Source organism: Mucilaginibacter phenanthrenivorans (genome assembly GCF_024721155.1).
Lineage (GTDB): Bacteria > Bacteroidota > Bacteroidia > Sphingobacteriales > Sphingobacteriaceae > Mucilaginibacter > Mucilaginibacter phenanthrenivorans.
This window is the reverse complement of sequence record NZ_JAHVAP010000001.1, coordinates 136,836-150,528: the sequence shown is the minus strand read 5'-3', so window position 1 is coordinate 150,528 and position 13,693 is coordinate 136,836. Positions and strand designations below refer to the sequence as shown.

Annotated in this window: 11 protein-coding genes; 10 read left to right on the top strand and 1 reads right to left on the bottom strand. The window is 40.7% G+C overall.

Features of this window, described 5'->3' with window-relative positions; translation table 11 throughout:
- Nucleotides 1-2: 2 nt before the first annotated feature.
- From KXD93_RS00740 to KXD93_RS00695, 10 genes are all read left to right on the top strand, one after another.
- Complete coding sequence (locus tag KXD93_RS00740) at nucleotides 3-2,165, top strand: GumC family protein (protein WP_258134940.1); 2,163 nt, start codon at nucleotides 3-5, stop codon at nucleotides 2,163-2,165.
- A 58-nt stretch (nucleotides 2,166-2,223) separates the two neighbouring features.
- Nucleotides 2,224-2,364, top strand: a complete 141-nt coding sequence (locus KXD93_RS00735; RefSeq protein ID WP_258134939.1) for a hypothetical protein — start codon at nucleotides 2,224-2,226, stop codon at nucleotides 2,362-2,364.
- Between the two features lie 17 nt (nucleotides 2,365-2,381).
- Nucleotides 2,382-3,878: an O-antigen ligase family protein gene (locus KXD93_RS00730; protein WP_258134938.1), complete on the top strand. Its 1,497-nt coding sequence runs from the start codon at nucleotides 2,382-2,384 to the stop codon at nucleotides 3,876-3,878.
- A 28-nt stretch (nucleotides 3,879-3,906) separates the two neighbouring features.
- Nucleotides 3,907-4,521 (top strand): acyltransferase, encoded by a 615-nt coding sequence (locus KXD93_RS00725; protein WP_258134937.1) that lies wholly within the window; start codon nucleotides 3,907-3,909, stop codon nucleotides 4,519-4,521.
- The gene (locus tag KXD93_RS00720; RefSeq protein ID WP_258134936.1) at nucleotides 4,522-5,862 is read left to right on the top strand and encodes an oligosaccharide flippase family protein; all 1,341 of its coding nucleotides are present in this window, start codon (nucleotides 4,522-4,524) and stop codon (nucleotides 5,860-5,862) included.
- A gap of 38 nt (nucleotides 5,863-5,900) precedes the next feature.
- Nucleotides 5,901-7,139: a glycosyltransferase gene (locus KXD93_RS00715; RefSeq protein ID WP_258134935.1), complete on the top strand. Its 1,239-nt coding sequence runs from the start codon at nucleotides 5,901-5,903 to the stop codon at nucleotides 7,137-7,139.
- A 42-nt stretch (nucleotides 7,140-7,181) separates the two neighbouring features.
- Nucleotides 7,182-8,366 (top strand): glycosyltransferase family 2 protein, encoded by a 1,185-nt coding sequence (locus tag KXD93_RS00710; protein WP_258134934.1) that lies wholly within the window; start codon nucleotides 7,182-7,184, stop codon nucleotides 8,364-8,366.
- A 104-nt stretch (nucleotides 8,367-8,470) separates the two neighbouring features.
- The gene (locus KXD93_RS00705; RefSeq protein ID WP_258134933.1) at nucleotides 8,471-11,128 is read left to right on the top strand and encodes a non-ribosomal peptide synthetase; all 2,658 of its coding nucleotides are present in this window, start codon (nucleotides 8,471-8,473) and stop codon (nucleotides 11,126-11,128) included.
- Between the two features lie 21 nt (nucleotides 11,129-11,149).
- Nucleotides 11,150-12,064, top strand: coding sequence for a glycosyltransferase family 2 protein (locus KXD93_RS00700; RefSeq protein WP_258134932.1), 915 nt, complete (start codon nucleotides 11,150-11,152; stop codon nucleotides 12,062-12,064).
- Complete coding sequence (locus tag KXD93_RS00695; RefSeq protein WP_258134931.1) at nucleotides 12,061-13,227, top strand: glycosyltransferase family 2 protein; 1,167 nt, start codon at nucleotides 12,061-12,063, stop codon at nucleotides 13,225-13,227. The genes KXD93_RS00700 and KXD93_RS00695 overlap by 4 nt, the downstream gene beginning before the upstream one ends.
- 49 nt (nucleotides 13,228-13,276) lie before the next feature.
- Here the strand turns inward: KXD93_RS00695 and KXD93_RS00690 are convergent, their stop codons facing one another.
- On the bottom strand, nucleotides 13,277-13,687 hold the full coding sequence (locus KXD93_RS00690; protein WP_258134930.1) for a DUF2000 domain-containing protein: 411 nt from the start codon (nucleotides 13,685-13,687) through the stop codon (nucleotides 13,277-13,279).
- Nucleotides 13,688-13,693 lie beyond the last annotated feature (6 nt).

Here is a 13,693-nt window from a genome sequence, read left to right as displayed (position 1 = left end):
TAATGGAACTATCTGCATATTTTAAACTTTTAGGTAAATATAAATACGTAATACTAGCTATTGTTCTCGCAGCAGTAGTTGCTTCGTATTTCCTGGTGAAAAACCTACCGGACGAGTATGTTTCGCGTACGCAGATAGCCACCGGTATTGTTGACGCCTCCACACACCTGCTTGATAAGGACAACGCACCAAACGCCCAGTCGGATCAAATAAACCGGGAGTTTAGTAATTTGATGGAGATCATCAAACTGAAAAAACTGGTTGACCAGGTATCCTACCAGCTTATTATTCATGATCTGACCAGCAACGCTCCGTTCAGAAAGCTGAATCATGACTTTAAAAACTTGAGCCCGGCTGCAGTACAACACGCGCTTGTGGTTTACAGGGCCAAATTGGTGAACGGCGAACCACTTTCCTTGTATAATAAAGACGAAAGCGGGCTTAATGAGTTGCTTATTTCCATGCACTATGATGAGCGTTCGTTAAGAAAATCTCTTGATATTGCGCGTGAGGAGGAAAGTGACTTTATCTCGGTTACTTTCACATCTGAGAACCCCCAATTATCTGCATTTGTAGTAAACATACTTGCAAAGGAGTTTATAGAATACTATAGTGTAAACATCAAAAAGAATGAGTCGAATGCAGTAGATTTTCTTTCAAATTTAATGAATGAAAAAAAGAGTGCACTTGATCAGAAAAAGGAGGACCTGCAACAATACAAAATAAAAAACGGCATCCTGAATCTTGAAGATCAGTCAAAGTCCATTTTCGCACAAATCCTTGCCTATACCGATAAAAAGCTGGAAAATCAGCGAAACCTTGCCGCTAATGAAGGCGCGTTGCAAAATGTGGTTTCTAAGTTCGATCCGCAGAGCAGGAAGTACATTGAGTCTGCTATCAATCAAAATAATTCAGAAATTGCTGCTACAAATGAGCAATTGAAAACACTAAACGACGAATATGTTCATAGTGGCTTTAACCCGCAATACAAGCCTAAACTTGATTCGTTGCAAAGTGCACTGGTGACTCAGTTGCATACCACATCAGACAAATACCTGATTGACCCTCGTATTGGCAAGGACGCTCTGGTAGTGCAGGCACAAACCCTGGAAGTATCAAGGGATTTAGCCAAATACAGCGAAAAATCAATAAACCGGGAACTGGCCGATTTGAACGCCAAGTTTGCAAGACTTGTACCCTTTGATGCTACTGTTAAAACCTACGAATTTGATATTGACATTGCCACCAAGGAATACCTCGACGTTTTAAACAGGTATAATGCCACCAACCTTCAGTCAAAATTTTCAATAAGGCTGCTACAGGTTGAGGCTGCTACGCCCGACATAGCCCAGCCCTCAAAAAAAATGGCTTTGATTGCTTTAAGCGGGCTGCTTAGCTTGTTTATATGCCTGTTTGTACTTTTTGTTTTATTCTACCTGGATGACAGTGTTAAGGAGCCCTCGAATCTTGTGGCCCGCACCAACCTGCCGATGCTGGGCGCATTAAATATGGTAAAAGGCCCCAAACCAGACTTACGAACAATCTGGGAGGTGGAAAATAGGAACAAAATGCAGCAATTTAAAGAGCTGTTGCGATCTGTTAGATTTGAAATTGACCAGGAATTAAAAGGCGAAAAAGTGCTGGCAATTACCAGCCTCAATAAACATGAAGGCAAAACACTCATAGCTGTGAGCCTGGCCTATGCCTACTCGGCCATTAATAAAAAGGTGCTTTTAATCGACGGTAATTTTGATAACCCGTCAATAACCCGGAATTTACAACCTACATTGTTTGTTGAAGATTACTTCAGGACCAATGCATATATTGAAAGAGACAACAGCAAAATAAGTGTTTTGGGCAACCGTGGCGGCGATGTTACCTTGCTTGAGATCAACGATGAAAAATATATCCAAAACGAATTTGACCAGCTACGGTTAAGATATGACATAATCTTGATCGATCTTCCACCGCTTGATTCGTTAAATAAAGGCAAGGAATGGATCTTATTTGCCAATAAAACGGTGGCGGTTTTTGAAGCCAACAGAAGTATTTCAAAATCTCAAAAACAATACATTGAATACTTAAAACTGCTGAATAATAAATTTGCCGGATGGATCTTAAACAAGGCAACTGTAATTGCTTCATCAAAGAAAAGCAAAAAATAAGCCTTTAATTTATTCTTAGGAGTTCATTTTTAATTATATATAAATAATTAATAAACTAATGAAGCTTGTACCAGCCAATACTGCATCTGATGATCCCATTAAAAAGTTAAGCAAGCTACAGCAAAACTGTTATCATGTAGCTGTAGTTGTCGCTTTTGTGGGCATTTTTGTTTGGGCCGCCAAAATTCTGTTTTTTTAATAATATAACCATTGCAGATGTCAGATGACCGCATCAGAAATAGTGAACGTAAAAAGACAATTTGGGAAAATATAGTTCTTCATAAATTCTCAAAACCACTTGTGCCGATATTTCTATTGGTAGCATCGTTATTTGTAAGCTATTTAATAGCTACGCAGGGCATTGTAGCCGGTATCCTGATCCTGATGATGCTTATAGGCGTTCCGTTACTATACGCTGTGGTTGCCTATCCGAAATTCGGCATTATCATTTTCATAATTGCGTCATTCTTTATCAACTACCAATTTATTATAAGCCTCACTCCTCCCGACACCCCAATCGGCCTTGTGATGGATGTTTTAACCTACCTGCTAATCCTGGGTTTTTTTGTGAAGCAGAAGGCAGAAAAAAATTGGAGCTATTTCAACGACCCGATCAGCTACTTTATCCTGGCATGGCTCGGGTACAACATGCTGGAAGTTATTAACCCCGCAGCATCTTCGGTTTTAGCCTGGGTTTATACAGTGCGTACCATTGCCTTTTTAATGCTGCTTTACTTTGTGTTTGTTTTCCAGATCAGGTCTAAGGCCTATATCAGGCTCCTGTTTAAATTATTGCTGGTACTTGAGTTGATAGCTGGCATTGCTGCATTCATACAGGAAAACATAGGTTTCTTTCCTTTCGAAAACAAATGGCTCAACGCAGACCCGCTTCGAATTAGCCTGCTGTTTATTTATGGACACATGCGTAAGTTCGGTATATTTTCTGACCCTGTGGTATTTGCCTACAACATGGTTTTGGCCGCCTTATTATGCCTGTGCTTACTGTTTGCCAATATTAAAAAGGGCAACAAATTTATCCTTGTTGTTTTAATGTGTTTCTACTTAATGGTGATGCTTTACTCAGGCACCAGGGCCGCTTTTGTACTTATCCCCGCAGCTTTGGGTTTAATGGCGATCTTGAAATTCAATAAGAATGTATTAATATTTGTTGTAGGAGCCGGCTTGTTCCTGGCATTTTTAATCAAAGTGCCTACTTCAAATCCAAGCCTCGTTAGGTTTCAAACAGCATTTAACCCATCGCATGACGCATCATTTAACGTTAGAGCCGAAAATCAACGCCGAATCAAGCCTTATATTTTATCCCATCCTATGGGCGGAGGTTTAGGCTCTGTGGGAGTTTGGGGGCAGCGATTTTCGCCCAACTCCTACCTCGCCAAGTTCCCGCCCGACAGCGGATATGTTCGTGTAGCTGTTGAGATGGGCTGGATTGGACTGCTACTTTTTTGCGCTTTTAACTTTGTGGTATTGCAACGGGGGATCTATTATTACTATATAATAAAAGACCCTGAACTAAAAACTTACTGCATGGCAATGGTAATAATCATTTTCGCACTTGATATTGGCAACTATCCGCAGCAAGCATTCGTACAATACCCCACTAATATTTTACTTTATTTAGCAATGGCCATAATAAACGTTACGCACCGCTTAGATAAAAAGAATAACACGCCCCAACCTGCAATAACGGGTTGATTTAATATGCTGAAATAAATAAAAAGTAATGTCCCTTTTATCAACTATTAAGTCGAATCCTAAGCTGAAAAAAATTGCGCACTGGCTGATAATTCCTACTGGACAGGCAAGGCCGCGGCTATGGGTAAGGCTAGCTGTTAACCCGTTTATTCATAAGCGGGGCAAAAACTCGATTATAAGATTTAACACACGCATGGACTTATTCCCGTTCAAAAATTTTGAAATCGGGTCAAACAGCATAATTGAAGATTTTGCCACAATAAATAACGGTGTTGGCGATGTTTTAATTGGCAACAATTGCGGCATTGGGTTAAGTAATGTAATTATCGGCCCCGTTAAAATGGGGAATTATGTCATGCTCGCGCAAAATATAGTCATCTCAGGTCTTAACCATGGTTACGAAGACGTAACGGTGCCGCCGAGGGTACAAAAAGTAGTAACCAAACAAATAACCATAGAAGACAATGTATGGATTGGAGCCAATTGCGTAATAACTGCCGGTGTAACAATCGGTAAACATGCAGTGATTGGCGCCGGCAGTGTAGTAACAAAAGATATACCCCAATTTTCTGTTGCTGTAGGAAACCCTGCCCGTGTAATAAAAAAATACAACTTCGAAACCAATTCCTGGGGGAAAATATAAATGTCTATCGCGAAAAAACTAATAAATAAACATACCCTTTCATTAGCCAGTAATGCAGTTATGCCAGTTGTAGGCATGGTTACCGTCGGCTTGCTGGCACGCAGCATGAGCGTGGAGGCATTTGGCGACTGGTCGTTCTTTTTAATAACTTTTACATTGGCCAACTTAACCCGCAGCGGTTTTTTGCAAACCTCCCTGGTTAAATTTTATGCCGGGGCTACTAAGGAACAGGCAGATATGGTGGCGGGTTCAACATGGTTTTTAGGCTTTGTAATTACGGCTACATTAGGCTTTTTTAGTTTGATTGCTCTTATCTTTTACCACGGTCATCAAACCACCGAAATTACCATAAAATGGTTTGCAATCATCTATTTCAGCACGCTCCCCTCCAGTGTTGCTTTGTGGATTTTGCAGGCCGAAGAACGTTTCGACAAAATCTTCATCCTCCAGCTAATTTGGCAGGGCACCTTCTTATTGTTAATAATTGTGTTAATGATATTACACGAGGGTTCCTTTCAGGTAATTATTTACGCTTACTTCACTGCTGTTGTAATTACCAGCTTATATTCAATAACAACAGGTTGGGCCAGGATCAGCTCAATAAGCAGCCGAAAATGGGAATGTATCAGGGAACTGGCTAATTTTGGGAAATACAGCGTGGGCACATCTATAAGCTCTTATTTACTAAGAAGCTCTGATAACTTTATCATAAAATTCATGTTTGCGGATCCTGCGTTTATAGGGATTTACTACCTGCCGCAAAGACTGATGGAGATCATAGAGGTTCCGTTAAGAAGTTTTATTGCAACGGCGATGCCTGCGATGTCGGCCGCAGTTAACCGCGACGACAAAAACTATATTACTTATATCCTTAAAAAATACTCCGGCATCCTTACCATTTTAATTATTCCGGTATCGCTGGCTTCAATTCTTTTTGCCGACATTATAATAGACGTTTTAGGCGGACATAAATACCTGCATACCAATGCATCCAATATTTTTCGCATCTTTATGTGCTTTGCAGTACTATTGCCGGTAGATCGTTTTTTCGGGATTACGCTTGATATTCTGAACAAGCCGAAGATCAATATGATAAAGGTTATCATAATGCTCGTGGTAAACGTTATTGGTGATTTTGTGGGGATTTACTTTTTCCACAGCCTTTATGCTGTCGCGCTCGCATCAATATTTACTTTTTTAGCCGGAGTAATATATGGATATTGGGTTCTTAGAAAATACCTGAACTTTACCATGTTTGGGATTATAACGATGGGCTTTATTGAAACTAAAGCCTTAATCGCCGAATTAATACTGAAATACAAGAACCGGAATACCAAGTGATAACGCTTTTTGATAAATAAATTACCCCTATTATTTAGATGAGCCTTAAAAATCAGAACATCATTATTTTCTCGCAAATGCAGTTTGACGGGAAACTGGAGTCGACAAACTACACCATGGCCAAACTTTTGGCAAAGGACAATTTTGTTTATTACGTTGACAGGCCTTACACCTGGCGCGATTATATCAAATTTAAAAACACGCCTGAGTTTAAAACACGGCGACCACATTTCTTTTCATCTTCAAAAAGTATTATTCAAACAGACATCCCGAATTTAAAGATCATCATCTCCCCCCCTGTCCCATCCATCAATATGCTACCCGAGGGGAAATTTTACCGCACCGCACTAAAACTCAATGAGTGGCTGGTAGGCTCACGGATAAAAAAGGTGATCAAAAATTTAAGGATCACGGATTACATCTACATAAACTCCTACAACTTCACCCTTCCATCGCTTCATAAATTGCTTGAACCGGTACTGAGCGTTTACCATTGCGTCGATCCTATTATCGAACCTTACCAAACCAAGCATGGGTTAATTTCGGAGGATATTTTGGTAAAGAATGTAGATCTGGTTATTTGTACCAGCAAGGAACTGATGAACAAAAAGGCCTTAATAAATAAAAACTCCTACTTTATACCTAACGCCGCAAATATCAGTCATAGTTCAAAAACTCTCAATCCGGAACTAAAAATATCCGATATTTTCAAAGACATCAAAAAGCCGATTATTGGATATTTCGGGGCGATTGAACGGCGGATTGACTATGATTTGATGCAAACGCTGTTTAAGACCAACCCGGATAAAAGCTTTGTAATGATAGGGCCAATTGACAGATATTACATTAAAGAAGAAGAGTATAAAGCCCCTAACCTGTTTTTAACCGGAGCTGTCCCCTACGAAGAAATGCCTGCAGTATTAAAGGGATTTGACGTAGCTATAATCCCATTTAAAAAGGATGAGGTAAGCAGCGATATATTCCCTTTAAAACTTTTTGAATACCTTGGGTCCGGAAGACCGGTGGTTTCCACTGACTTTAATCCCGACCTGGAAGATTTTACATTTGATACTGTGTCCTACTGCAAAAACGCCGATGAATTTTCCGCAGCGGTTGAGGTTGCGTTAAAGGACACACCTGAATTGCAAAAAAAACGGCTCGATGTTGCTGCTGACAATACTTGGGAGCACCGTATATCCGAAATAAAATCGCTTTTAAAGATAAACTTCGAGGAGAAAAAGGACAGAATATTTACGTGGTCAAAAAAATTCAATTAAAACTAATCGTTTTAAAGCGTTCTTACGTATAAAAAAAAACGTATGGAGATTATCAGATTTACTGCAGCCATTATTACTACAATCCTATTTATTTACCTGGGATTTTATAGCTTTTACCTGTTCATTTTTTCGGTGGCAGGTAAGTTGTTTCCTGTAAAGGCGCCTGCGCAAAGCACAAAACTTACAAAATTTGTAATATATATCTGCTCATACAAGGAGGATGCAATCATTCTTAATTCAGCGGCCAGCGCAACAACGCTTGATTATCCAAAAGATCTTTTCCATATCTGCGTAATAGCTGACTCCTTACAACCGGAAACAATTGCGGAGCTAAGAGAAATGCCCTTACAAGTTTTAGAGGTTGTTTTTGAAAGCAGTACAAAATCAAAGGCGCTGCACAAGGCTATCGAGAATACAGTTGATGGATTTGATGCGGCAATTGTTTTTGATATTGATAATGTTGCTGCTCCTGATTTTTTATACCAGATAAATAATTACCTGCAAGCTGGCAACAAAGTAGTTCAGGGCCACCGTGTTGCAAAAAACACCAACACCTCAGTTGCGGTGTTAGATGCCATAAGTGAGGAAGTAAATAACCACATTTTCCGCAAATCGCAACGGGTTTTCAACCTTTCAGCAGCAATAATTGGTTCTGGCATGGCATTGGATTATAAAGTATTTACTGAAGTGATGATGCGGATAGACGCAGTGGGTGGTTTCGATAAGGAAATGGGGCTATTGTTAACCAATGATAGAATTGGCGTTGCCTATGCAGATGAAGCGCTGATATACGATGAAAAGGTTAGCAATAAAGATGTATTTAAAAAGCAAAGGCGCAGGTGGCTTTCGGCCCAATTCAACCTATTGAAAAAATATGGTAGCAGCGGCTTTTCTGCATTATTTAAAGGAAAATTTGACTATTTGAATGAAGTGTATCAGTTATCTGTGTTACCAAGGGTACTAATGCTGGGGCTCATGCCACTAATGTTGATTGTTGCCGTATTGACGCCGGGTATCGGGCCAGATTGGCACCTATGGCTGGTTGCTACCATTTGCTGCTATGCTGGGATTCTTATCGCCATACCAGTAAGTTTTTACAACAAAGATTTTTTTGGGGCGTTAATAAGGATCCCTGTAATATTCCTTACGATGTTATTACTACTATTTAAGCTAAAAGGCGCGAATAAAAAATTCATCCATACGCCTCATACACAAAGCGTTAAATAAGCACTTCTACTGTAATAAATTCGTTACTTTAGTGAGTAATATTATATATTTAGAAAGTAAAATTGTGTAATAATTGAAATGATCAAATCTAAATTAGATAAAAGATGAGTGCCCCTACGCATTTAGATACTGCAAATAGCCGAAATGATACTGTTATAGAATATCAAAAAGATAAGGCACTTCCTTATTTTTTAAATGATTGCGCTAAAAAGTACGCCGGCAAAATTGCCATCAAGTTTCATGGGCGGAATCTTACTTACAAAGAGGTTTACGAAAGTTCGAACAAGCTTGCTAAAATACTGATAGATAATGGCGTAAAAACAGGCGACATTATCGGGTTAGCGCTCGACCGTTCGCCTGAAATGATCATTTCCCTGCTTGCTATTTTGAAATCAGGGGCGGCATATATCCCACTTGATCCCGAATATCCAAAGGATAGGGTTGAATTTATGTTAGAGGATTCATCGGCGAAAATCCTGATCACCTCAAAAAAACGTCATAAACACTTTATTTCAAATGCCTCGGAAATATTAATTGAAGATGCATTTGAAAAATTCAGCAATTACACCGCTGACGAACCTGATATTGAAGTCGGTGGGTCCGATCTGGCATATGTTCTATACACTTCTGGCTCAACCGGGAAACCCAAGGGCGTACAAATAAAGCATTTTAACCTTGTGAACTTTTTGCTCAGTATGCAAAAAGAACCTGGCATGACCGCCAATGATAAGATATTAACCGTTACTACCATATCATTTGATATTGCAGGGCTTGAATTATACCTACCGCTTATTACCGGGGCTGAAATAACACTTACTGATTCCGACACCGCAAAGGACGGCCGCATGCTGTTTGACATGGTGAAGAATGACGGTATTACCTTTATGCAGGCAACGCCTTACACCTGGCGCATGATGTTGGAGGCTGGCTGGGAAAAACTGCTGCCGTTAAAAATTCTATGCGGCGGCGAAGCAATGCCAAAAGACCTGGTTGGGAAACTCACAGTGCGTACAAGTGAATTGTGGAACATGTACGGCCCCACGGAAACCACTATCTGGTCTACCATAAAGCTGATAGAAAGCGACGAAGACATTACTATTGGTAAACCTATCGCCAACACACAAGTTTATATCCTCGACGAAAATTCAAATAGCATAACTGACGGCTCAATCGGCGAAATAATTATTGGCGGCGATGGCGTTGCGGCCGGATATCTTAATCGTGATGAGTTAACGGCCGAGCGTTTTATCGACAACCCTTTCTCAGGTATTCCCGGCGACAAGATGTATCGTACCGGCGATTTAGGCAGATACAAGGAAAATGGCGACATTCTATGTCTTGGCCGAATTGATCACCAGGTTAAGGTTAGAGGCTACCGCATTGAACTGGAGGAAATTGAACACGCGCTGCAACAACAGCAGGATGTAAAGCAGGCCGTTGTAGTTGCAAGGGAAGATACCCCTGGCGATCCACGGCTGGTTGGTTACGTTGTGTTAGAGGATGGCAATGAAGGAATTGATTTTAAAACACAGGTAAATGATTGGCAGCAGGCTTTATTGGCCGAATTGCCTGAATATATGGTGCCCGACGACTTCGTTATAGTTACGGCTATACCGATCACTCCTAATGGAAAAATAGACAGGAAGGCGCTCCCGAAACCTGATTATAACCTAATAGTCAGTCGGCTGGGCGAATATTTAGGTCCTCGCACAGAAATTGAACAGCAGGTTGCCGAAATTTGGCAGGAAGTAATGGGGCTTGAAAAGATCAGCATCCTGGATAATTTTTTTGAGTTGGGCGGACGTTCATTGGTGGCAGTGCAAATCATGTCGCGAATTGAGAAGCTAACCGGGAAACGCCTACCATTAGCTACGCTTTTTGATCATTCAACAATTGAACAGTTAGCGGTAAGAATTAAATCCGATTCAAAATCAATTACCTGGGAATCACTTGTACCTATAAAGCCAAAGGGCTCAAAAATGCCTATTTATATAGTACACGGCGCCGGCCTTAATGTATTGCTTTTTAACGCATTGGCCATGAATATGGATAAGGAGCAGCCGGTTTATGGCCTGCAGGCCAAAGGCCTTAACGGAATTGATGAGCCCCTGGATGTGATGGAAGAAATAGCGGCCAATTATATTGCTGAAATTATCAACCAAAACCCTACCGGGCCTTATGCACTTGCCGGATATTCGCTTGGCGGAACCATTGCTTACGAAATGGCACATCAGCTAATTGCCATGGGCAAAGAGGTAAAAATGCTGGCTGTGTTTGACACCTACGCCAAGCAAACCGATGCATTTGATCCGCCGGTAAAAAGAACTTTTAACAGGGTTAGGCTTTTCTTTATGAAATTATTCAACAGTTTTGCACTGCTTGCCGAAGACCCTAAAAGGACTTTTGAATATAAAAATGAGCTATTAAGACGCAGGATAGTTCGGGCCTGGTGGAAGATTACCGGTAATAGTGAAAAACAAAAGGGATTTTTCGCCTATGATAATGAGATTGATGAGGCAAGTGCGAGGGCAAAGCGCAATTATTTTCAAAAACCACTTGATATAACTGTTGACCTGTTCAGGGCTAAGAAAAGAACCTTTTACATGGACGATTATGAATTCATGGGCTGGAAAAAGTTTGCACTTAAGGGAGTTAATGTTCATGATATCCCCGGTGAGCACAATACCATATTCGCACCACCGAATGACAAGGAGTTTGCCGTTGTTTTACAGGAATGCCTCGATAGGGTATCAAAACAATAATCGCCTGTTTTGAGCCATAGTATGAAGAAGGTATCCGTTATCACTGTAAACTTTAATCAACCAAAAGTTACGGAAGAATTATTATTATCAATTCCCGCTCCGTATACTAACCTGGAAATAATTGTGATTGATAATGGCAGTAAAACCGACTCGGATGACTGGCAATCAAAGTTTCCACATGTAAAATTCATTCGTTCCGAACAAAATCTTGGCTTCGCAGGCGGAAATAACCTTGGGATCAAAGCTGCAACAGGAGATTACCTCTTTTTTGTTAACAACGACACTGAATTTACTGATGGATTGGTTGAGCAGCTCGTTGACGTGATGAATGCCAACCCGAAAATTGGCATGATCTCGCCCATGATCAAGTACTTTAGCGATAAAGGTTTGATCCAGTACGCTGGCTATACACCAATGAACTATTATACATGCCGAAACAGTTGTATCGGGCTACGTGAAAGGGACAACGGTCAATACAATAACATCACTGCTCCTACCGCTTATTGTCACGGCGCCGCAATGATGGTTAGCAGGGAAGCTATCGAAAAGGCAGGGCTTATGAGCGAGGGCTTCTTTTTATATTATGAGGAAGTTGACTGGTGCGAACATATAAAACGTGCTGGCTACGACGCATGGGTTTGTACAGCAGCACTTATTTATCATAAAGAGTCGGTTTCTGTTGGAAAAAAGAGTAAATTGAAAGAATACTTTATGAACCGCAACCGGATTCTTTTTACAAGGCGCAATGCACCATTTTTTGGAAAGGTTGTATTCTACCCATATTTTATCTTGTTGGTGGTTCCGCGGAACGTTATCACCTATTTAAAGAACAAGAACTATAACTTTATTTCCATGCTGTTAAAGGCAGTTTGGTGGAATTTCACCCACGGCAAAAACAGCAAAAACCTAGGTTATCCAATAAATTCTATAAAATGAAGATCGTATTCTGGCTCAGTTTTTTTATCGTGTTTTACACCTTTGCCGGCTACGGGATCTTCCTGTATTTTTTGATTAAAATAAAAAGGGCAGTAAAAGGCAGGCCGGTTATCCCCGACCCCGCCGAAGATCTTTTGCCTGGATGTACCCTGGTGGTGGCAGCCTATAACGAGGAGGGATTTATTGAAGACAAAATAGCCAACAGCTTAAAATTGAATTATCCTGCCGGCAAACTCAAGCTGGTATTTATTACGGATGGATCTTCAGACAAAACCCCTGAAATAATTGCTAAGCATCCTGAAATTCAGCTATTACACCAACCACAACGAGCCGGAAAGATTGCAGCTGTACACCGTGCAATGGAATATGTTGATACGGAAATTGCCGTATTTACGGATGCTAATACTTTTTTGAATGCTGATGCCATTCTAAAAATCTGCAGGCATTACGCCGATAAAACTGTCGGCTGTGTAGCTGGTGAGAAACGCGTGCATATAGCCGAAAATGCTGATGCTAGCGCAGCCGGAGAGGGTTTTTACTGGAAATACGAATCGGCCCTTAAAAAATGGGACTCAGAGCTTTACTCTGTTGTGGGCGCAGCCGGTGAATTATTCAGCGTAAGGCGTTCGCTTTACCAGGATGTTCCCGTGGATACGGTACTGGACGATTTTATGATCTCGATGCTGATTGCTGAACAAGGCTATCGTATTGTATACGAACCGGAGGCCTACGCTATGGAAACCGCATCAGAAAACGTCTCTGAAGAACTGAAAAGAAAAATCAGGATAGCCGCCGGGGGAATGCAGTCCATATTGAGGCTTACAAAATTATTTAATCCGTTTAAATACCCGGTACTATCCTTTCAGTACGTCAGTCACCGCGTTCTGCGATGGACCGTTACACCTTTCCTGCTGATATTAATATTTGTGCTGAATGCATTTTTGCCCAATAACGCATTATACGATACCATTTTTGCGGCTCAAATCTTATTCTACCTGCTTGCCCTTCTCGGATTTATTATGGAGAAGCGCCACATCCGCATCAAGGCTCTGTTTGTACCCTACTATTTTTGCGTGATGAACTATGCGGTTTTAATGGGCATCATCAGGTATTTTACAAAAAAGCAAAGTGCTATTTGGGAAAAGGCGCAGCGAAAGCAGTAATATTCAGATTTGTCAACTTTTAAAAAGTTGACAAATCTCACCAAAACTTTCAATCATGAAACTTTAACCCGTCAATCGCCTTATTCACTTTTTTATTTTCACCGTAAATTACTAATCCAACCAAATCCTGCTCATCGTCAGTATACCTGGCGGTTTCATCCAAATTATCCTGCTCGGTCATGGTGTCAAATAAATGCGCAGAGTAAATTCCAATTTTCAATTCGCGCTCTTTTGCTCTTTTAAAAATGCGTTGCATCTGGTTAAGATCATCAGCTTTATAAACCAGCATGGGTTGCTTTAAAAATGGCAAATAAGTATTACCCGAAGCTGTCACCAATTGCCGGCCATGCAATTCAGGAAACTCGATGGCTACGGCACTTGCCAAAAAGGCGGTGACGTTTAGTTTTTGCCAGGTTTTCAAATCGTCCCGAACAATGATCACTATTTTATTTTCATGCATATTATT

What these genes read in the sequence shown, in the direction of transcription:
- KXD93_RS00695 (WP_258134931.1), top strand. Translation starts at nt 12,061, where the DNA reads ATGAAGATCGTATTCTGGCTCAGTTTTTTTATCGTGTTTTACACCTTT.
- KXD93_RS00720 (WP_258134936.1), top strand. Translation starts at nt 4,522, where the DNA reads ATGTCTATCGCGAAAAAACTAATAAATAAACATACCCTTTCATTAGCC.
- KXD93_RS00735 (WP_258134939.1), top strand. Translation starts at nt 2,224, where the DNA reads ATGAAGCTTGTACCAGCCAATACTGCATCTGATGATCCCATTAAAAAG.
- KXD93_RS00690 (WP_258134930.1), bottom strand. Translation starts at nt 13,687, where the DNA reads ATGCATGAAAATAAAATAGTGATCATTGTTCGGGACGATTTGAAAACC.
- KXD93_RS00725 (WP_258134937.1), top strand. Translation starts at nt 3,907, where the DNA reads ATGTCCCTTTTATCAACTATTAAGTCGAATCCTAAGCTGAAAAAAATT.
- KXD93_RS00705 (WP_258134933.1), top strand. Translation starts at nt 8,471, where the DNA reads ATGAGTGCCCCTACGCATTTAGATACTGCAAATAGCCGAAATGATACT.
- KXD93_RS00710 (WP_258134934.1), top strand. Translation starts at nt 7,182, where the DNA reads ATGGAGATTATCAGATTTACTGCAGCCATTATTACTACAATCCTATTT.
- KXD93_RS00700 (WP_258134932.1), top strand. Translation starts at nt 11,150, where the DNA reads ATGAAGAAGGTATCCGTTATCACTGTAAACTTTAATCAACCAAAAGTT.
- KXD93_RS00730 (WP_258134938.1), top strand. Translation starts at nt 2,382, where the DNA reads ATGTCAGATGACCGCATCAGAAATAGTGAACGTAAAAAGACAATTTGG.
- KXD93_RS00740 (WP_258134940.1), top strand. Translation starts at nt 3, where the DNA reads ATGGAACTATCTGCATATTTTAAACTTTTAGGTAAATATAAATACGTA.
- KXD93_RS00715 (WP_258134935.1), top strand. Translation starts at nt 5,901, where the DNA reads ATGAGCCTTAAAAATCAGAACATCATTATTTTCTCGCAAATGCAGTTT.